General features: G+C 43.8%; 18 protein-coding genes. 11 read left to right on the top strand and 7 right to left on the bottom strand.

Annotation, left to right across the window (positions count from 1 at the left end; all coding sequences use genetic code 11):
- Positions 1 to 247: 247 nt before the first annotated feature.
- From AC2CG4_RS14785 to AC2CG4_RS14755, 7 genes are all read left to right on the top strand, one after another.
- The gene (locus AC2CG4_RS14785; protein WP_484487000.1) at positions 248 to 1,177 is read left to right on the top strand and encodes a glycosyltransferase family 2 protein; all 930 of its coding nucleotides are present in this window, start codon (positions 248 to 250) and stop codon (positions 1,175 to 1,177) included.
- The gene (locus tag AC2CG4_RS14780) at positions 1,174 to 2,286 is read left to right on the top strand and encodes a glycosyltransferase family 4 protein (protein ID WP_484486999.1); all 1,113 of its coding nucleotides are present in this window, start codon (positions 1,174 to 1,176) and stop codon (positions 2,284 to 2,286) included. Before AC2CG4_RS14785 ends, AC2CG4_RS14780 begins: the two co-directional genes overlap by 4 nt.
- Before the next feature lie 5 nt (positions 2,287 to 2,291).
- Positions 2,292 to 3,530, top strand: coding sequence for a glycosyltransferase family 4 protein (locus AC2CG4_RS14775; protein ID WP_484486998.1), 1,239 nt, complete (start codon positions 2,292 to 2,294; stop codon positions 3,528 to 3,530).
- Between the two features lie 244 nt (positions 3,531 to 3,774).
- On the top strand, positions 3,775 to 5,112 hold the full coding sequence (locus AC2CG4_RS14770) for a UDP-glucose dehydrogenase family protein (protein WP_484486997.1): 1,338 nt from the start codon (positions 3,775 to 3,777) through the stop codon (positions 5,110 to 5,112).
- Positions 5,113 to 5,216: 104 nt separating this feature from the next.
- A complete protein-coding gene (locus AC2CG4_RS14765) occupies positions 5,217 to 7,016 on the top strand; it encodes an ABC transporter ATP-binding protein (RefSeq protein WP_484486996.1) in 1,800 nt (599 codons plus the stop codon).
- Positions 7,013 to 8,212, top strand: coding sequence for a glycosyltransferase (locus AC2CG4_RS14760; protein WP_484486995.1), 1,200 nt, complete (start codon positions 7,013 to 7,015; stop codon positions 8,210 to 8,212). The genes AC2CG4_RS14765 and AC2CG4_RS14760 overlap by 4 nt, the downstream gene beginning before the upstream one ends.
- Positions 8,213 to 8,226: 14 nt before the next feature.
- Complete coding sequence (locus AC2CG4_RS14755) at positions 8,227 to 9,390, top strand: polysaccharide pyruvyl transferase family protein (protein ID WP_484486994.1); 1,164 nt, start codon at positions 8,227 to 8,229, stop codon at positions 9,388 to 9,390.
- Positions 9,391 to 9,436: 46 nt separating this feature from the next.
- Here AC2CG4_RS14755 and AC2CG4_RS14750 read toward each other — a convergent pair whose 3' ends face one another.
- The 7 genes from AC2CG4_RS14750 to AC2CG4_RS14720 form a co-directional block, all read right to left on the bottom strand.
- A complete protein-coding gene (locus tag AC2CG4_RS14750; RefSeq protein ID WP_484486993.1) occupies positions 9,437 to 10,075 on the bottom strand; it encodes a hypothetical protein in 639 nt (212 codons plus the stop codon).
- A 345-nt stretch (positions 10,076 to 10,420) separates the two neighbouring features.
- Positions 10,421 to 11,341, bottom strand: coding sequence for a glycosyltransferase family 2 protein (locus AC2CG4_RS14745; protein ID WP_484486992.1), 921 nt, complete (start codon positions 11,339 to 11,341; stop codon positions 10,421 to 10,423).
- Positions 11,342 to 11,350: 9 nt separating this feature from the next.
- Positions 11,351 to 12,232 (bottom strand): hypothetical protein, encoded by an 882-nt coding sequence (locus AC2CG4_RS14740; protein WP_484486991.1) that lies wholly within the window; start codon positions 12,230 to 12,232, stop codon positions 11,351 to 11,353.
- 48 nt (positions 12,233 to 12,280) lie between these two features.
- Positions 12,281 to 13,549 (bottom strand): O-antigen ligase family protein, encoded by a 1,269-nt coding sequence (locus AC2CG4_RS14735; RefSeq protein WP_484486990.1) that lies wholly within the window; start codon positions 13,547 to 13,549, stop codon positions 12,281 to 12,283.
- A 16-nt stretch (positions 13,550 to 13,565) separates the two neighbouring features.
- Positions 13,566 to 14,579 (bottom strand): acyltransferase family protein, encoded by a 1,014-nt coding sequence (locus tag AC2CG4_RS14730; RefSeq protein ID WP_484486989.1) that lies wholly within the window; start codon positions 14,577 to 14,579, stop codon positions 13,566 to 13,568.
- Between the two features lie 4 nt (positions 14,580 to 14,583).
- Positions 14,584 to 15,162, bottom strand: coding sequence for an arsenate reductase/protein-tyrosine-phosphatase family protein (locus AC2CG4_RS14725; protein ID WP_484486988.1), 579 nt, complete (start codon positions 15,160 to 15,162; stop codon positions 14,584 to 14,586).
- 23 nt (positions 15,163 to 15,185) lie between these two features.
- On the bottom strand, positions 15,186 to 16,301 hold the full coding sequence (locus tag AC2CG4_RS14720; RefSeq protein WP_484486987.1) for a glycosyltransferase: 1,116 nt from the start codon (positions 16,299 to 16,301) through the stop codon (positions 15,186 to 15,188).
- A gap of 199 nt (positions 16,302 to 16,500) precedes the next feature.
- On the opposite strand from AC2CG4_RS14720, the gene AC2CG4_RS14715 reads away from it, so the two are divergent.
- From AC2CG4_RS14715 to AC2CG4_RS14700, 4 genes are read left to right on the top strand one after another with little or no spacing between them, the layout of a single operon-like run.
- Positions 16,501 to 17,676 carry a carboxylate--amine ligase gene (locus tag AC2CG4_RS14715; protein ID WP_484486986.1) on the top strand — a complete coding sequence of 392 codons (1,176 nt, stop codon included), beginning with the start codon at positions 16,501 to 16,503 and terminating at the stop codon, positions 17,674 to 17,676.
- Positions 17,677 to 17,709: 33 nt separating this feature from the next.
- Positions 17,710 to 18,729: a polysaccharide deacetylase family protein gene (locus AC2CG4_RS14710; RefSeq protein ID WP_484486985.1), complete on the top strand. Its 1,020-nt coding sequence runs from the start codon at positions 17,710 to 17,712 to the stop codon at positions 18,727 to 18,729.
- A complete protein-coding gene (locus AC2CG4_RS14705; RefSeq protein ID WP_484486984.1) occupies positions 18,626 to 19,738 on the top strand; it encodes a polysaccharide deacetylase family protein in 1,113 nt (370 codons plus the stop codon). The genes AC2CG4_RS14710 and AC2CG4_RS14705 overlap by 104 nt, the downstream gene beginning before the upstream one ends.
- Before the next feature lie 29 nt (positions 19,739 to 19,767).
- Positions 19,768 to 21,057 carry a FemAB family XrtA/PEP-CTERM system-associated protein gene (locus AC2CG4_RS14700; protein WP_484486983.1) on the top strand — a complete coding sequence of 430 codons (1,290 nt, stop codon included), beginning with the start codon at positions 19,768 to 19,770 and terminating at the stop codon, positions 21,055 to 21,057.
- Positions 21,058 to 21,061 lie beyond the last annotated feature (4 nt).

Below are 21,061 nucleotides of genomic sequence, written 5' to 3'. Positions count from 1 at the left end.
AGCCTGTTTTCCTTTGTTTTTCAATGTTTGGTCGTACTCACATTGTATCAACTTGGAAAACAGGCTTTTCTTTTATCTACAAACTATGGGACAGCAGTGGCCTACGGGCGCCTTTTTTATTCCGCACAATTCCGTATTGCAACAAACTCTTATTAGTCTCTGTGGTAGAATCCCGCGCACCAAAACCATTTTCGCATGCATATTCCCCGCGAAAATCAATAACTCGCCTTAATAGACGACCAGGGAAATGAAGCCTCTCATCAGCATAGTGCTATGCACTTACAACAACGCCGATTCATTAGCGATAACCCTGAATCAATTGGCGACAATGGATCAACCTGAACCGGGCGCTATTGAAATTATTATCGTCGATAATAATTCACCCGATCACACCGCTAAAATCACTCAAGCCATTGTGAGCAACCGCCCTCACTTTCACTATTATTTTGAGGGTAGACAAGGCCTATCCCATGCGCGCAATACCGGCCTGGAAAAAGCACAGGGCGACTACATTTTATTTACCGATGACGATGCAGAAATTCCCGCGCATTGGGTCAGAAAATACAGTGAAATAATCCGCAATCTCGCCCCCGACTGCCTGTACAGCAAAATCAATATTATTTGGGATAAGCCAAAACCCTGGTGGTTTATTCCTGAATACACACCTTGTTTTGTTGGGCTGGATTACGGTGATAAAACACTTGATATAAACGATATTCACCACGAATTTTATGGCAAAAATTTTTGTGTACGCAAATCGCTGCTTATCGAACTAGGAGGGTTTGATCCCAATTTAGGCCGACAAGGAACAAAATTGGCAGCGGGCGAAGAGACCCTACTCTACCGGAAAATGATCTGGGCCAAGAAAAAGGTTATTTACTTTCCCGATGCCGCAGTGGGGCACAGACTCAAAGAGCGCGAATACAGCAGCGAAAATATTAAAAAACTGTTTGTTGATGGCGCTCACTCCTCGCACCATATCGCCAAACTGACGGCGCAAAAGAAAATCATGGGCAGGCCTGCGCGAATGCTGGCCGACTCAGTAAAAAATTTATTGAGCTCCACGCTACTGCTCGCGCTCGCCACCATAAAAAACAATACCACAAAGCGTTATTACCACTATTTGTGTATTTGTAAAAATATCACCTTGATAAAACTGTGGTTTAAAACTCCATGAATAACGCGCCCGCCATTCTTATAATGATTCATTGCGAGGAGCATACAGGCTACGCGATATCATCCCTTGAGTATGTGTTCCACCAGGCTGCACTTGCTGCAGGCTATACAAATGAACGCATTTTCTGGTCATTTAATGGCCTAAAAGATGCAGCCGCACACAATAAAATAGACTGCGACTATCGCAACCCTAATCCAGCCACTCTGGTACCCTATTTACGCAACAACAATATACAAACCGTAATCGCATTTGACCTTGGTTATCCAGCAAAGGTTATTAGTTTGCTTAAAGATAACGGCGTAAAAAAAATCATCTCTTACTGGGGCGCCAGTATGAGCAGCATTAATACCGGCCTAAAACTCTGGCTAAAAAAAGCTGAGTTTTTACTGCGTCGCAACACACCAGACCATTTTGTATTTGAATCGGAAGCCATGCGCCGTACCGCCACCCATGGCAGAGGCGTTCCGGCCAAAGCAACCAGCGTGCTCTATCTAGGGGTAGACACAGAAAAGTTTTCGCCGAATTACGGTAAAGATTTTTACGCCCACGAGCAGCTTGGAATTCCCCAAGAAAGAAAAATTATTTTTTATTCCGGGCACATGGAAGAACGCAAAGGCGTAAGAACCATTATCAATGCCGCAATTCATATGGCCACCACCGGCTCACTGCAAAATATTCAGTTTGTACTCTGCGGCAACAAGGGCGATGAAGCAAAGACCTATACCGATATGCTCGCAGGCACGGCAGCAGAACCCCATGTAACATTTGCCGGATACCGCAAGGATATAGCCGCATTGATGCGCAGCTCCAGCATCGGCGTTATTGCTTCCACAGGCTGGGACTCATTCACTATGTCCAGTGTTGAAATGATGGCATCTGGATTACCGTTAATAGTCTCCAACTTACAAGGCCTGTCAGAAACTATCGAAAACCAAAAAAACGGTTTCCTTATTAGCCCTGGCAATCACACCGAATTAGCAGAGAAAATATTCGTTTTGTGCACAGATACCACGCTCGCTCAATCTTTCTCTAAACACTCACGGCAGCGTGCCGAACAGAACTTTTCTGTTTCAAAGCAAATCGAAACGATGGCAAATATTCTTAGGTAAAGATCATGAATAAAAAAAACATTCTCATTTTTGATCAGGTAGAAACATCCGGAGGATCAATTGCAAGAGCCGTGGATCTAGCCAATGAACTGCAAGATTTTCGCTTTATCTTTATTACTTACCACCCTCTGGCAGATCTTTACCCCAAGCAACTCGCTGAACATGTGATAGCGAAACGTATTTTTTCGCTCTACAACTATCAACGCAAAAGTGACCACATCAAAAGACTTAAAGCCCTTACAAAAAATAAGCTGATAACTTTTTTTGGCTTGAAACTAATCGCATTACTAGACTTAATAAATGAATATTCGATTGTGGCTCAAACACTCGCCAAAACCTTTTCAACAAAAATAGACTTGGTTCAGGCGAATGGCGGTGTTCACCCGCTTCCTTATCGAATAGCAGAAATAAAAAATGCCGCTCTACTCTATTATTTTCGCCATCTGGATGACTATCGATGGGCCGAAGGAAAAATGCTCGCCCGCGCCAACGATTACATTTTTGTCAGCGCCAATTTAATGAAGGCACATCTTGAACTTCTTCAGACGGTGCCCAAGGACAGATGCCAAGTTGTGCACTCTCCTTTTGACTCGCAAAAATTACTCGCAAAAGCGCCGCCGTCAAACCTGCAATTCATAGATGAGCTTAAATCAAAAGGTTATATAGTCATTTTTCATGCTGCGCGCATTTGTCACGAAAAAGGCCAGCACATTGCCATCGACGCAATAATAAAAATTAAAGATACCCATCCCAATTTAGCGTTGATATTCGCCGGCAGCTTTGAGGATGACGGTGACAACAGTTATGAACGGTTACTCAAGGATAAAATTCAAGAACACCGGCTTGGTGAAAGAGTCTTATTCATAGGTCACCGCAATGACGTTGTACAAATCCTTCAATCTGCCGACATAGCCCTGCAAACACCGATTTGGTTTGAAGCTTTGGGCGGCTCACTGATAGAGGCTATGCAGCTAGGAGTACTCACCGTTAGTGCAGATATTGGCGGTACGAGTGAGGCAGTCATTCACCAAGAGACGGGCTTATTATTTTCCTCCGGGAATAGTGACGAGCTTGCCACCCTGCTCGCCATGATTGCTGAACGACAGATCGACACGAAAGCATTAGCTGATGCGGGTAAGGAACATGCATATAAACATTGGGGGGCTGAACTTATTCAGGAAAAGATGCGCAGCATCTATTTTAACGCCATAGCTACATTCACAGAAAAAAATAGAATTAAATAAACGGAGTATTTCTATATTCCAAGGCAAAAAAACATCTCAAAACATCTACAAGACTGTATTGAGAAGCACGGGTTTTCATTTTATTTATATCAACCTAAAACACAGCCAGCCAATTCACATCAAGTGGGCTCCTACCATTTATGTAGAACCTCAGTGTCGGCCAAAATATCTAAGGCACTCGAAGGCAAAAGCAAATAGTACAGAATATTTCAAATTTACAGAAGAACTTCATCTGGATTAAAAAATGAAAGTAACAGTATTTGGTATTGGTTATGTAGGGTTGGTTCAAGCCGCTGTTTTAGCAGAAGTGGGCCATGATGTTATTTGTGTCGATGTTGACGTAAACAAAGTGGAGCGCCTGATACAAGGACAAATTCCGATTTATGAACCAGGGCTTGAAAATCTTGTAAAAGAAAACCATGCCGCGGGTCGGTTACGTTTTACGACAGATTCAAAAGCCGGTGTAACACATGGAGAGATTCAATTTATTGCCGTAGGTACACCACCTGACGAAGATGGCTCAGCTGATTTGAAGTATGTACTAACTGTAGCTTCAACCATCGCCCAAAATATGAATAGAAGCCAGATCATTGTTAATAAATCAACCGTACCTGTGGGCACAGGAGACAAAGTAAAAACGAAAGTGCAGGAGATTTTACTCGAACGGAAACGAGCCGATTTAACATTCGATATCATTTCAAACCCAGAGTTTTTGAAAGAAGGGTCTGCTGTCGCAGACTGCATGAAACCGGATCGCATTATTATTGGCACCGATAGCAAAAACGCGGAAGATATGATGCGAGAGCTCTATGCACCATTCAACCGCAATCACGAGAAAATTATTGTCATGGATGTGCGTAGCGCCGAACTTACCAAATATGCCGCAAACTGTATGCTCGCTACAAAAATCAGCTTCATGAACGAAATGGCAAATTTGGCCGAATTGTTGGGTGCTGATATCGAAGCTGTGCGGCATGGAATTGGAAGCGATCCACGCATAGGTTATCAGTTCATTTATCCAGGCGTGGGCTACGGCGGCTCATGCTTTCCAAAAGATGTGCAGGCACTCATTCAAACAGCGCAAAAAATTAATTTTGACTCAAAAGTATTAAAAGCCGTTGACGCCAGAAATAATGAACAAAAAACGACGCTATTTAAAAAAATTAACACATATTTCGATGGCAACTTAACCGGAAAAGTAATTGCAATTTGGGGTTTGTCCTTTAAACCGAATACCGACGATATGCGCGAAGCACCTTCACGCACACTGATAGAAGCACTTTGGGCAGAAGGCGCAAAAGTTCAGGCATTTGACCCCGAAGCCATGAATGAAACTCAACGCATATACGGCAACCGAGATGATTTATTACTTTGCGGCACCAAAGAAGCAACACTAAAAGGTGCAGATGCCTTAGCAATAGTTACCGAATGGCAGGCGTTTCGTGCACCGGATTTTGATGTAATTAAGGATATGTTATCAAATGCAGTCATTTTTGATGGGCGCAATATGTATGACCCAACGCGCATGCAGAAAAAAGGAATTCAGTATTATTCTGTTGGAAGGAAGACAAAAAGTATCTGAAATACTCTATTCGCGAATAACATCGCAAATTTGATTCGTCATCACTCAGACAAACAACTGACAACAAATTGATTTCATGTTTTAACAATGGACACTGACCGTTTATGTATATCCTAAGTATCATCCGCAGTATTTACGCGGTTTTGAGCCGAGAGCAAAAAACCAAGATGCTGTTCCTGCAGTTCTTCTTTGCGTTCTCTGCCATAGTGCAAGTGGTAGGTGTGGCCAGCATTGCGCCATTCATCGGTATTATTTCAAACCCGGATAGTATCCACAGCAACAAAGTGTTGGCGACACTGTATGAACTGGGCAAGTTTGAATCTAACAACGAATTTATTCTGGGCTTTGCGCTGCTGTCGATTGCGATGATTGTGATTTCCAATGGGGTAAGCGCCATTACTCTTTGGCTACAACTGCGCTTTTCAATCTATCTGGGCAGCAGCTTTCAATTTCAACTATTTGAAAAATTTATCAATCGCGATTACTTATTTCACAAGTCCACCAATTACAACAAGCTGATCTCCATTATCTCCGCCGATGCTCCCCGCTTTATTTATATGGTATTGCAACCCTACTTGCTCATGTGCAGCCAAGCATTTGTAGCCATTATTATTCTTGTCGGGCTTTTGTTTCTTGATCCCGTTATTGCGATAGGCTCGGCGCTTCTTATTGGTGGCGCCTACTTAGGCACCTATTGGATTATTAAAAAGTCGCTTAAACAGCACGGAGATATAATCACCGAGCGAAATCGCTTGGTACAGGGCATATTGTCTGAATCATTTATTGGTATAAAAGACATAAAACTTAACGGACTTGAGAAGAAATACACTGAAAACTACCGAGTAGTTAATCAGCGCGGGCTCGACTCCAGCGCCTATATAGCACTCTCTGGCGACCTGCCAAGATTTGCAATAGAAACCATTTCGTTCAGTGCGATTTTACTATTTGCTATTTTGGTATTGTCGAGCAGCAATAGCACTAACGTAGTTGCTATTTTAAGTATCTACGCCATCGCCGGCTATAAACTGCTACCCACAATGCAGCAGATGTATAAATCCATTTCCAGTATCAGCGCCAATGGTGCGGTAGTACTTCAACTAAAAGCCAATCTCGATGTGATAACAGAGGCCAGCGCGCAACAAAGACCCGAGCCCATGGGTCAGGTTAGCGCAATACAATTGCACAATATTTCTTATCAATATCCCAATACAGATAAACTTGCACTGGACGACGTAACAATTAGCTTTATGCAAGGTCAACTCAATACTATTGCAGGGCCATCTGGCTCTGGAAAATCAACTCTAGCCGATATTATTCTCGGCTTATTGCCACCGGCAGCTGGCCAACTTACCGCCAATAACCTTCCTATCACCGGTAAATTATTACAGTCCTATCAAGGCACTATTGGCTATGTGCCACAACATATTTTTATATTGGATGACAGTGTAATTGCCAACGTCGCCTTTGGTGTGAGCAAAGAAGAAATCGATATAGAACAAGTTAAGCAGGCTCTAATTCACGCCAATGCTATGGAGTTTGTGGCGAAGCTGCCAAAAGGTTTGGAGACCGGTCTGGGGCAAGATGGCAAATTGCTAAGTGGCGGACAGCGCCAGCGCATAGGTATTGCACGCGCACTCTATCGCCAAAATAAAGTCCTTATTTTAGATGAACCCACCAGCGCCTTGGATATTGAGTCCGAGCACGACCTAATGAGCCTGCTCAATCAGCTTAAACATGAAGTTCTTATTATTGTAATCTCCCATCGTCCGGCCGCAATTAAACTATCCGATAAGATTTCTGTAATTGCCGATGGCAAACTCATTGCCGATGGCAATTACACTCAACTCTACACTGAAAATTATTATTTTCGATCAATGATAGAGAAAGGGTTTATGAGCCAATGATAAATAAGAAAAAATTATTAGTCTGTATGCCTGACTTTCCATTTCCTGCGCGGAAAAACGGAATTTCAATACGTTATTACCCAATTCTGGAAGAGCTGGCAAAAACATTTAACATCCACTTGCTGGTGATTGCGGAAGGCAAGGTTGATCAAGATGGCATTCAACAGGCAAAAGAATTTTGCGACAAGGTTTCGGTGTATACCCGCCAACCGCACCCAGCTTCCAAACTTCGGAAACTCACCACTCGCATCAAAGCATTTATTCCTTATCAAATACCCTTTGATTTAATTCGCTACGATGAGCAGCTAATTGCAAACTATATAGCTCAGGAAACCCAAACTGCGACTTATGACCATGCGCTATGTGTGCTACTCCCCTACCAGCATCTCATAAAAAAAATCGTTCGCGCCAAACGTTACGTGCTGGATCTTATCGACTCTCCCTACTCTACTAGCATGCGAACACGCGGCAATTCGCTCATCAAACATTATGATGCGCAGATGATGAAACTGTGGGAGCGAAAAACTATAAAGGCAACTAATTACGCCTGCTATGTATCTCCATTAGATCGCAAGCTGGGTGCAGGTGAAAATATCGATGAGAATAAAATTGGGGTAATTCCCAATGGACTTTTTTTACAAGATTTCAGCACAGACAGAGTTGATTACGGTTGCAATACAATTGGCTATTTAGGCCATATGGGTTATCCGCCCAACATCAAAGCGGCACTGCGGTTATATGCAATTTTCAAAGCGCGCCATAAGCAATTGCCCAATACTAAATTAGTTATTATTGGACGCGACCCAGCGCCCGAGATTAACGCGCTAGCTAAAGATCCAGATGTTATTGTGACTGGAACTGTTAACAATATTTGGCCATATATAAATGGTGTTAACTTGTTCGCATTTCCAATGGAAATTGGCAGCGGTCAACAAAATAAATTATTGGAAGCGATGGGTGCTGGTAAACCAGTGGTAAGCTCCGCACTCGGAAATTCAGGAATTGGCGCAAAGGATCGGCATGACATTATCGAAGCCAATAGCAATGATGAAATTGGCGACGCTATTGTTCTATTAGCCAATGATCCTTGTTATGCAACAGAAGTTGGTGCGGCAGCCAAACACTTTATTGAACGCACTTATTCTTGGCCTTCCATATTTACTCAAATTCATAGGCAACTTTTAAATGCACATTAACTAATGGAACTAAAATGACCAGGTTTTCAATTTTCGGCTACTACGGACAAGGCAATGCTGGCGATGAAGCGATTCTCGCAGCACTCATTGATGGGATACAAGCTGAATTGCCCGACGCAAATATTAGTGTTTGCTCTGCGCGACCAAATGCGACTAAAACAGAGCACCGAGTAAATGCGTACCCTTATTTCGGCATTGATCTCAAAGCAATAGTCAAAGGGATTTTAGGCAAAAACCGCATAGGTTATCTCAATGCAATTATTAGCTTCTTTAGGTCAGATGTAATTGTTATTGGCGGAGGCGGATTGTTTTTCGACACACCAGAAACCAACAAATGGTTTTTTGGTTACATTAACTTAATTCGCCGAGCAAAACGCTTTGGAAAAAAAGTGGCTCTTGTCGGTATTAGTGTCGGCCCCCTACACCATAAAGGCTCTGAGCAAGCAATTGCGGAAACATTCGCATTGGTAGACCTCATTTCCGTAAGAGACAATAGGTCCAAAGAGACTTTAATTCGGTGTGGTGTAGATGAAAGCAAAATCAACGTGATTCCAGATTTAGTCTTCACACTTGAATCGGCGAGCGAAAAACGTGTCCTAAATATTCTAAAAAAAGAATCATTTCCACTCAAAGGCTGCCGCAATATTGCGCTTACGCCCTGCAGCTATAACACCGAACAACCCGGCTGGCTTGAACAGTATGTAGAATTCTGTGAGCATGCTGTCGCCGAATTAAATGGCAATTTGTGGCTAATACCAATGCAGCGCCACGAATGTCATGACGACCTAAGTGCAATCGAGCGTATTTATTCCAATCTTTCTCCTGAAGCTCAGAATAAAACCTACAAGTTATGCGGCTTGTACAATGCAAAAGAGATTCAGGGAATTATTAGCAAGGCAGATTGTGTATTGGCTGAACGCTTACACGGTTCGATTATGGCAATAAACACCAATACGCCCGTAATGAGCATTGCCTACATGCCCAAGGTTGCTGGCGTGTTAAAATTGGCGGGGCTACAGAATAGAATCATTTCAAACGATGATTTTTTGTCAGGCAATTTTCTCAGTAAAACCTTGTTGTTTTACAAGCAAAGCGCAGCAGCTCAGCTTAATTCGATTAACCAACACCCTCGGCTTTTAGCAAAACAAAACTTCAAGCATTTACATCATATTATTTGACAAGCAACATACCGAGAGCAATTGTATTGCTCTCGGCAATACAAAATTAATGAAACGAAATTCTGCGAATAAAAACACACGCAATCAAAAAAACAAGCATAAGTAACGAGGGCTCGTTCACTTCTGTTTTTTTAACAAGTAAAGTACTTATTTCTGCTGCGCCATCCAAGTTAAAGAGATAATAATCTGAGCCATCATACTTCACGTCGATAATTTTCTTTTCTATACCTGCAATTATTCTATTAGCTGTAGAATTGACATTTAACGTTTGACGTAAAGGATTCGGTTCTTCCTTTATATAGGCGGCGCCCAAGTAACCTTCTTCGTCAACAAAATATCCCCATGCAAGGTAAGGTAGATTATCACTCGGTGTTTTATTCGCTCCACACAAATCAAATATTCCAGTAAGGTCAGAAATAGCCAACCTCTCCCAAAAACTAACAACTTCTGATTCAGTAGGAAGCCGCCACCCAGCGTAAATACCATTAAGATTACTAACAACCGAATTGATGCTTGCCCCATTGTTGACACCAAAATCCAACCACACCAACCCAGTTTCAACATCTCGCATAGCAAGATTATCGCTTTTCTGGAAAGCATCGAAGTTTTCTACAGTAATGGAATGAGCAGCGGTCGATAAAAATACGAGAAATAAAAATACGAATTTATATATTGGCTTAGCCATGCCTTTCTCCCTATTCGCATAAAATTGACTTGACTGAACATATAAAAATATCAGATGGCGTTCATTAAGTATGTTCGCCACGCCACATCTCACGAAGAATGCCAGGAGGCTAAGAGCTATAAACGACAAAGCACCTTATGCATCCCTTCAACAATCGTAAACCGTTGCCTCTCATCTTGGGAGTTTGGTCGTTTTATCTTTAACTTCGCTGTAAGAGCTGAGGCCATTCTTTATACCATTGCCAGCTAGAGCATATTTATTATTTAATCAATTGTGATGATTCTCGCGTAGAACTTCTTTCCACACAAATTGGCGTGACAAATAAAACTAACTCCACCTCGAAAGCTAACGAATACGATTATGTTTATGGCTAAAAATTGACGAAAAGCGTGCCAAGAAATAAATATAATTAAGAGCCATTGAAGAGAAAAACTGGGAGACGGAGATGACCTTTAGACGCTTGGTCAAAATCAGCAAATTAATCATAAATAAACCGGAAAATAACAGCAAAGCATGACCATAAAAACCAAAAATAATCGATATAAGAAAAAATACAGTCATAAGAGTGACGCATAAAGACAACAAAGCAACTTTGGATTTCATAAACTTTTCAATTGACTGAGTGTCGCCTATTCCATGCCATCTTTCTCTGGCAAAAAATGCTTTAACTGTCTTCGGATAACCTTCATGGTAGACAAAAAACTGAGGATCCAGTTTTATTAAGGCACCTTGCTTTTTCGCCCTTTCACAAAAATCAACATCCTCACCTGTTTTTAATTCTTTGTCGAATCCTCCAATCAAATCAAATAATCGCTTAGTGCAAATTAAATTTCCTGAGTTTATATAAGATGAGGACTTACTTTTAAGGCATGAAAACCAACTTGTCTCGATCCATGAAGGCTCCTTAGATACTGAAACTTTATTCCCAGTAACAAGAAAATTATTGGACTCTGCCTTTTTAGCAAAACTAGAGACTGCTAAAAACCACTTTTCTGTTACCAAGATATCTGCATCAATGAAAACTAAACTTTCACCGGACGACTTACCGACACCAACATTTCTAGCCTCAGCAACCGTAGTTCGGCAGCTTAATTGCACTAGACTTACCCAACTAAATTGCCTGCATATATCGGGAGTTTCATCGTCACTACCGTTATCAACAACAATAACCTCTATTTCGCCGCCACCAACAAAGTCTGCCAAGGTAGCTAAAGTCTTCTGAATAAAGTTTGCTTCGTTATAAGCAGGAATTACTATAGATATCATTAATAAAACTCACTGAACCTTGGTATTTACAGGTGAGCTTGGCCCCGTGGCATCGAAACCACCCGTAGTAATTTTGAGATTGTCGTAGTAAATCTCAAATGATTTATCTACATTCTGAGCCCAATCCAATAATGCGATTTTAGTAATTGGCCCGTTCGTTGGATGACGGTTAAGTAAACCCGTTGCATCTACATAAACTTTTCCATCAATTTCAACGTAGTATTCACCATCATTGATTTCTGTATATGTTCCATCTGCATTCTTAGTCGCCGAGTTAAATTTCACCTTAAATTTAAAGTGGTGCCATTTATCCCCCCAATCTGCTGCAGTGAAACCTTTTTTTTCGGGTGTTTTTACAACCGCTTTTCCATAAGAACGACCAATCCAGCTAGGATTTGCCCCATTGAAATTGATCACGTTTTGGGTGTCGTTAGTTACTGCTGTCCCATCACCGAATGAAACCTGGTGCAAAGTTCCCTTTCCAGCTTCGATACCGGTATAGTCGAGTGCGAAGGTAGTATTAGCGCCACCGAAAACTTTCAGAAACTTCAAGCCCTGTTTTTCCTTAGGCATACGAGCATGAAACTCTACGTAAACTTCATAGGTCTTGTAAGGTGTCATGTCGAAACTCGCCCAACCGTAGATGCCTCCTCCTTTGCTAACGGGATAAACAGCCTTCAACGCTCCTTTACTTGTATCAATATGTATTTGCTCTTCAGTTTGGAATGTCGTCGTGACAAGCCCGCCAGCCTGAGACCCAATTCCGAGACCAGATGTAAGACTGCCAGTTTTGTCAAAATTTTCTTCCAGTAAAATTTTGACCTCTGCCAGAGACGATCCGCATAGCGATGAAAAAATAACAACATAAGATAGTGATCTAAGGATATTCATGGATATCTCCAAAATTTGATACAACGTTGATCCAAGTGAATACTTTCTTTATCTTTCTTTCTTGGACGTAGCTACATCTGTAATGTTAGTCAAGCTAACAATAAACGCCAGATGCACCCAAAGAAAAGGATAGTAAGCCACTGTCACGAACTGGCCTGCTATTGTGTACCCTACCACACCAACTCCCAGACCTGCCGCAATTGCTTTAACCTCCGGCTCCAAATTTTTTATTTTTGTTAACCTGAAGGTCATTATGAAGCAGTAGCAAATAATTAAAAGGAATAATGCCACGGCAATAAAACCAGCATCAGTACCAACTTGAATTAAAATATTATGTGGTAGCTGAGCAGTAGGATAAAGCATGTCATAGCTAAAATGAGCTTCGTAGTAAGGAATGAAATTAAAAAAGCCAACCCCCGTAAAGGGATGCTCTTTCATCATATCCCATCCATGCTCCCAATATAGCAGGCGCTGCTCAGATGTTTTGTCATCGCCGGCATTACTAAATCTATCTTTCTGCTCCTGAGGCAGGATGTAATTCACTACTGCAATCAGAGCGATTACTCCAATCAATGGTTTTATTCTAAATACAGCTTTTCTAAACATAAGTATGAATTGAACCACCAAAGCAACCTGAGCCCCCCTACTGCTAGCACCAAGAATTGTCAAAATGGGGCATATCCAGAATGCAGCTAATAACAAACGTTCCCACATGACTAATTGTTTTTTCAACGCTTGGTACACATAAAACGCTAAGGGAAATAACATCAGCATTAGAATCGCCAACTCACCTGAATTTTGAAAGTATCCTTTGGGTCCCATCAACCCCCAACTTGTAAAAGAAAACCCTCTAGACACCCAACTTTTGGAGGTACCGAATGCTATTTTCCCAGCGGCAACTAAGAATATTAACAAGAAGATATAGAATCGCTCAGGAGTGTTAACAATTTTAGTAATAAGGAAAAAAATAATTACCCAACTATAAAAATCCATGTAGTACAGCTTTGAAATTTCTGGGTAAGTCGCAGTAAAAATCGATATTGCTATGACTATAGAAAATAAGATAATCGTCAAGTGCGCGAATGACCAAACTTTCTTTATTGTATTATCGGTGAATACGCCTAGCAGAGCTCCCATAAGAAGCAACTGCGCCCATGGTATAATCGCCAATGCAGGATACAGCGCCTGAGGCTTTACAAATTCAAAAAATAAATAGCCACAAATCATCCAAAAAGAATAATGCTGAGACTTAAAGTAAGTCCACATATTCTTTATTTTGAATGCGTAAAAATCTTTTACTGTTTTCTGCTCTTCCATATAAATTTCCGATCTGCTAGCTAACCAAAGCTCTGGCTCTCTTGAATAGAGGCTTTTCTACAAAGAGATGCACACACAACGAAACAAAAAGCACCACAATGATACCCGAACATAAAGCTGCATAAACTCCAATCGGAGCACGAAGACTATCAACCAGTTCCAAGCCTGCGCGACTATGAATCAGATAAAGCGGGTAGCTCATTCCACCTAGAATTGCAATCCAACGAGAAGGTTGGATTTTTTCATTTACTTTCGGAAGACAAACAAAAAGAATATAAAAACTTAGAGTAATTAGTACAGCAATTACCTTGTCCGTTTCAGTTACCTCTTTACAGAACCCATCAATCTGGTCCCACGACTTTATTAGCGAAAAGACCATCGCCACTCCAAACACAATCCACGCAAAACGGTCTTTTGAATTGCAAAAAAAATAGTATGCAGCAACTCCCCCGATAAAAAAGAAAGAGTACGATGGGCTAATAAACCAACCTAAAAAAAATGGTTCTTTGTAGAAGTGAAATGCAATTGCTAACAATAGCCAGATGCTTAACCAAATTCGATAGCTGGATAAAACACCGAACAAAATTAATAAAAATATACAGCCGTAAAATTTCAGCTCAGCTTGAAGCGTCCAATAAACACCATCAATATTGGAAACCCCAAAATAATCGTTAACGATTAAAGCATTCAGAAAAATGGCCGAAACGGAAGGAATTTCATTTCCAAATGCATAAAGCACTACTAATGTAATAATGAGACAAACAATAAATGCAGGATACAGACGCAGCACTCGTAACAATCCGAACTTAATGGCACTCCGATCATATGCGGACGCCATTATCACAAAACCACTTAACATAAAGAAAAAATTAACACCCAAATATCCGAACTTAAATATTGCAAAAGTGTTGTCGCCAGTTACTTTTAAAAGGTAATAGTGGTAGTGATACAACAAGACAAACATCGCGGCCACAAACCGTAGCAGATCGAGTATCGCCACCCGTTTATTACTTACAACATTGCTAGTCATTTAGCTACTTAGACGCCTCCTGATTTTGGGCTTCAAAGCGCCACCTAATTTCCAACGTGCTGTCCCTCACCAATTCTTCACAACGCGAAAAATATTCTGGCCGCGCGTTATAAGGATCATGCAAATAGGCCAGCGGCGACTGCAGCCATAGGCCAATCAGGGTAATTTGTACGGGGGCTTGTGCAAATTGCGCTTTTAATTGGCGAATATGCTTTGGCTCCATACCAATTAATAAATCACCCGCTTGCGGTGTGTATTGGTCAACACGCTGGGTGATGTGTTCATTTAGGTTGTAGCCATTCGCTTGTGCCCAGGCAATTGCGCGCGGGTCGGCTGAGTCGCCACCGCGTGTGTCTAACCCGAAGGATGTAGTGGGCACACCCTGCTCGCGCGCAACTGCTTCGCCTAATGGGCTGCGGCAAATATTGCCGTGGCAAACAAATACCAGACGTTTGACTTGGGTGAAATCTACCTTGGTAAATTTGCGATACACACCAAGCACACGCAGCACTTCGTATGCGAAATAACGCAATAGGCCTTTTTTTGAGCCGTAGCGATTTTTGATTAATTCTGTAACCGACACAGTTTTACCCTTAGTGGCAGATATTAATTGTTTAACAAGCGCTGATAGTGCTGCTGGTAAGCCTGCAGCATGGCACTTAATGAAAATGTATTGCGCATATGCGCTTGCCCGGCGCTGGCCAACTGCGCAGCGAGCGCGCGGTCGTCTTGCAAATGTTGAATCGCAGCGGCGAGCTGGCCTGGCATTTCGGTTGGAATTAAATAGCCGGTGGTTAAATGCTGCAGAATTTCTTCTGGCCCACCACAGCGGGTGGCAATTACGGGCAAACCAGCAGCCATTGCTTCAATAGTGGCGATGGAAAAACCTTCGGAGCTCGAGCAGAGTACAAACATATCCAACTGCGCGAGAAAATCCGGCGTGTTGTCGTAAAATCCAATAAAGTGAAGTTGCGCAGTCACACCCAGCGCTTGCATTTGCGCTTCCAGTTTTTCCATCAAATCCTTCTTTTTGTGCCCGGCAATAATAAAATGCAGGCGCGGATTTTTTAACAGCCCGACAGCAGCAATTAAGGTTTCGTAATTTTTTGCCGGGCGAATATTGCCGAGGCTGCCGATTAGAATGGCATCGGTAGGAATATTCAACTGCGCTTTGAGCGATGCTGCAGCAGGTTGTGTGTAGCGCTGTTGATCTACACCGTTGTAAATAACATCGATTGCTTTGCGCGGAAACAGGCCGCGATTTTCAATGTAGTTAGCCAGATCGCGGCTTACGGCAATTAGCTTGTCCACACCCATGCGCATAATAGTTTGTTTGATGGTAACAAAACGCTCGTTGGGGTTTATATCCACACGGCCATGCAAAGTCGCAATCAGCGGTAAGCGGGTAAATAGCGAGAGAATAGAATAAGTGAGGGTAGAGCCAAGTAAATGCGCGTGAATCAGCGCGATATTTTCGCGGCGAATTAATTGATACAGCTGGAAATAATAGGGAATTGATAAAAATCCGTGCGGCTTGACTATGTGATAGCGAATGCCGCGCAACTTTAATTGATCTTCCACCCAACCCGCACCTTTAATGATGGCAAGATTGTCATAATTAGCGAGTTGCAGTTGTTGCGCTATATCGAGAAAAACAGTTTCTGCACCACCGGGGCCAGTAGTGTCAATCGCATGAAGAATGGTGCGTTTTTTATCGGTCATTCATTCCTTCCGATCAGTGTGCCGAGCATTTTTGGTGAACGCATTCTATCACCTTCTTGTTGCAAGCTTGTGGATTTGTTGGGCAATCCGTATGATTCCAACTTTCATCTACTATATTGTTGTGCAGCACTCATTTGCACATAAATTTGATTGTTGTTTGATTGACATTCATTTGCTGACTAGGGCCGGTTGCAGAGACATGACACACATTATCCTTGTTCTTGACGCTGCGCAGCGAAGTGCTCTTGCCGTTACCCGATCACTGGGAAAGCTGGAAAATATCCGCATAGTTACCGCCGATTCTACGCCATCTGCTTTAGCTGCCCACTCCAAATATTCCAGCGCTTATTTGCAATCGCCCAGCTCTGCCGATGAACCCGAATTGTATTTGCAGTGGATTAAACGCATCTGCAGCGAAAGCCACTATTCGCTGGTGATTCCCGTCACTGAAATTACCAGCCAATTACTCTTAATGCACAGCGAACAATTGGGTGATATACGCCTGCCATTTGCGAGCTACGATACAGTGATGTCGCTGGCCGATAAATATCGCTTACTGGTGCAGGCAAAAACTGCGGGCGTGCCAGTACCTGAATTTACGCTGTTTTCATCCAGCGCCGATTTGCAACCGCAGCATTTAAGCTATCCCTGTGTCATCAAGCCCTGTTTATCGCGCATTTATACTGCGCTGGGTTGGATTTCCACCAGCGTGAAGCTGCTCAACAATGCGCAGGATTTACACGCGGCACTGGCCAGCGCACCTTATTTATCCCAGTACCCGTTTATGATTCAGGAATTTATTCCCGGCTCAGGGGCGGGCCTGTTTTGTTTATACAACAAGGGCAAACCGGTGACATTTTTTGCGCACCAGCGGCTGCGTGAAAAACCGCCCCAGGGCGGTGTGAGTGTATTAAGCGAAAGTGTTGCGGTTGATGCCACATTGAAACACTACGCGCAACAACTGCTGGACCATGTGCATTGGCACGGTGTGGCGATGGTGGAATTTAGAGTGACGCCCGAAGGCACCCCCTATTTGATGGAGGTGAACACACGCTTTTGGGGCTCGCTGCAATTATCGATTGATGCCGGTGTGGATTTTCCCCGGCTGCTGGTACAAGGGGAGCTGGGCATCGCCGGTGATATTCCCGAGCATTACACTATTGGCACTCGCCTGCGCTGGCTGCTGGGGGATTTGGACAGTTTATATTTATGTTTAAAGAGCGCTTATCCCCTAAGTTACAAACTCAAACGTATACTGGCTTTTTTAACACCATCGCCCTTTCGCACACGCCATGAAACTAATCGCCTGGAAGATATGGGGCCAGGCATTTATGAATGTAAAACCTATATTCGGCAATTGCTCGGGCGCAGCTAAACCCACTTTATCAACTCTGGATTTGTGTCTTTCATGAAGAAATTACTCAAGCAATGCGTTATCAGTGCCGCCAATCAATTTGGCCCGCATCGCTTTGCCGGGCTTGAGCGCGACCCGCAGCTTTGGCTGTTAATGTACCACCGGATTTTGCCCAAGGATGATATTCGTTATCGCCTTGAAGAGCCGGGCATGATCGTCACGCCCGACACGTTTGCCATGCATTTGCGCGAGCTGAAATTGCATTTTGACGTGATGGATTTAGCGGAGTGGCTGGCATTGCGCGCAAGTGGAAAAGCCCTGCCGCGCCGCGCCTGCGCAATCACCTTTGATGACGGCTGGTACGATAACTACGAATTTGCGCTGCCCATCATTCAGCAGCAGCAAGTTCCGGTGACCTTGTTTGCCGTGGTAGAAAAAATCGGCACCGATTTTCAATTCTGGCCCAATCTGGTTAGCGCACTGCTCGCCAGCAATGCAATCGCCGCGATGCGGCAGCACCCGGTTTTTGCGCGCGCCTTGCAACAGGTTCCCGCCGCCGATAACCCTGATCGCAAAACTATCGACCGTGAATGCATGGCCGCGGTTATTCTCGCCCTTAAACAAAATAGCGATGCCGACATATTTGCCGCACTCGCTGCGATTGAATGGCAGCAACATTTAAATTTTGCACTGCCGCGCGGGCTGATGAATTGGGACGAGCTGCGCGCTTTGACCGACACGGGTTTAGTGAAAGTGGGTTCACACACCTGCAACCACAAACGCTTAAACAACCACTTACCCAACGCCGAAATTCTGCATGAGGTGGTGGACAGCAAAACTTTGCTCGCGCAACAGCTGCCCAATGCCGTGGATATATTTTGTTTCCCCAATGGCGATTACAACGCGGTCGCACTGGATGCGGTGAGCAATACCTATAGCGCAGCAGTGACTACCCAGCGCGGCATAGTGCATGGGCGCAATACTCCTGCACATCAACTCTGCCGCATCGGCCTGCATGAAAATGTCAGCCATTCACCGCGCCTGTTGGGCGCGCGTTTATCCGGGTGGGTTTGATCCAATGAGCCGTTTTTTTTATCGCGCCCTCGCCTCTAAACGCATCGCAACGCTGATGAATAAAATGGTTGGCCACTACGCCACCATCTATATGATTCATCGCCCGCGCCCGCGCGATGGCGCCTATGAAGGAGTTAGCCCGGAGCTGCTGGAAGAATGTATTGTTTATGCAAAAGCAGCGGGCTTTGAATTTGCCTCAATCGATGAAGTAATCGAAAAGGCGCGCAATAAACAAAAACCTGATCGCCCCACTTTGTGTTTTACCCTGGACGATGGCTATGAGGATCAGCTGGAACAACTGGTGCCGATTTTATTAAAACACCAATGCAAGCCCACACTTTTTACTATTGTGGATATGGTGGATGGCATTGATTGGCCCTGGGATTCAAAAATCAGTGCGGCAGTTTGGAATACACCACAAAAACAACTCGCGTTCGATTTTAATAATCATGCATTTGCATTGGATTTTAGCGAGCCACATGCCAGGCGTGCCAGCCGCCGCCAGCTGACCCGCTTTGGCAAGAGCCTGTCCGCGGCACAGCTCGAACAATATGTCACTGCGCTGCTCAGTGCGCTTGATGTTGAACCCCATGGGCCAGCGCCAGCGGATTACAAGCCCAGCAATTGGGACAGCCTGCGCAAGGCGGAACAAGCGGGCTTGCGTATTGGCTCACACGCCTGCAGCCATAGAGTATTTGCAGCGCTTTCCGACGAGCAAATCCAACAGGAGTTGCAGCGCGCACAGGCTGTACTCACGCGCGAACTGGTAAATCCGTCGCGGGTATTTTGCTATCCTTCCGGCACGCTTAACGATTTTTCGTTACACCATACCCAGCTGGTAAAAGACACCCAATTTTTTATCGGCGCGGTGACATCCATGCCCGGCAACATCAGCCAACAGCAAATTGCACAACAGCCTTTTTTGGTTAAACGCCACAGCTTTCCGGCAAGCTTTGATAAGTTTGTCCGCTACTCTTCCTGGCTGGAATATATTCGCAGCCGCATCTAATACGTTTTTCGCTGGTTATGAGAGAGACAATGGAACAACAACTCCACCAACTAAAATTGCTCAAAACGCAAAAAGGAATTATTTCGGGCAAATTTAAACACTTGCAAAAAAATACTGCCGAATATGCGCAGCAACTTGCGCTGATGAAAGATATATCGCAACAAATTACGCAACTCGAAGCGGAAATAAAATCGGCTCAAGCACCAAACATCACCGCGCAACATAACTCACCTGCACCAGTAGAACCGGCGTTTGTGCTTATCGATAAAAACAATTGCTGGGGAGGTGAAGTTAAGATCGCACTGGCGGCATTTGATGCGGTTGGCGACTGGGCTGAGTTTGTGCGCAAAAACAAGACTGCACTGCCTAGCCACAACCCGGCATGGGCGCGGGTTATTGCGCAAAGTTTTGGCCACCACTCGCTTATCCTCTGCGCTCGCTCAACAACCGGAGAATTGCTTGGCGGTATTCCGCTAACGGTTTTTTCATCGCCACTGTTTGGAAAATTTGCGGTGTCTATGCCCTATTTAAATTACGGTGGCGTAGTGAGCCAATACAGCGATGTATGCCACGCACTAATGCAGGCACTTGAGGGCGTGCGCGCGCAATTAAATTTGCAGCACATTGAAGTGCGCAGCATACAACCCGACCTTGGCGAAAACCCCTCGACCAAAAAAGCCTCTATGCTGCTACAGTTGCCAGCAAACGATGAGGCACTGGATAAAATGCTGGGCAGCAAAGTACGCGCGCAATACAAAAAAGCCGATGAATTTTTTCCCGACTGTAAAATTGGAAAAAACGAATTGCTGCAGGATTTCTATCAAGTTTTTTCACACAATATGCGCGACCTGGGCACACCGGTTTATGCAAAAAAATGGTTTGAAAATATTATTAATGATAGGGAATTAGATGCCCACATTATTGTGGTGTATATAAAACGCAAGCCGGTTTCCTGCGGCTTTTTAGTAAAGCAAGATGGGCTAATGGAGATCCCTTGGGCATCCACCCTTAAATCCGCCAATAAATACAATACCAATATGTGGATGTATCGCCGCATTTTATCGTTTGCGATACAACAGGGCTGCGCGTATTTTGATTTTGGCCGCTCAACCTTGGATGCGGGCACCTACAAGTTTAAAAAGCAGTGGGGCGCAGAACCGTGCCAACACTACTGGTACTGCGTATTGCCACCCAATACACCTAAACCGGAAATGAACCCCGACAACCCCAAACTTAAATTATTTGTGGCGCTGTGGAAATGGCTGCCGGTGTGGGTGGCCAATATGCTCGGGCCGCATATTATTAAGGGAATTCCCTAAGCGT

This window comes from Cellvibrio sp. ATLC23, assembly GCF_057196725.1.
Note: the sequence above shows the minus strand (reverse complement) of the source record. Positions and strands in the feature narration are given on the sequence as shown.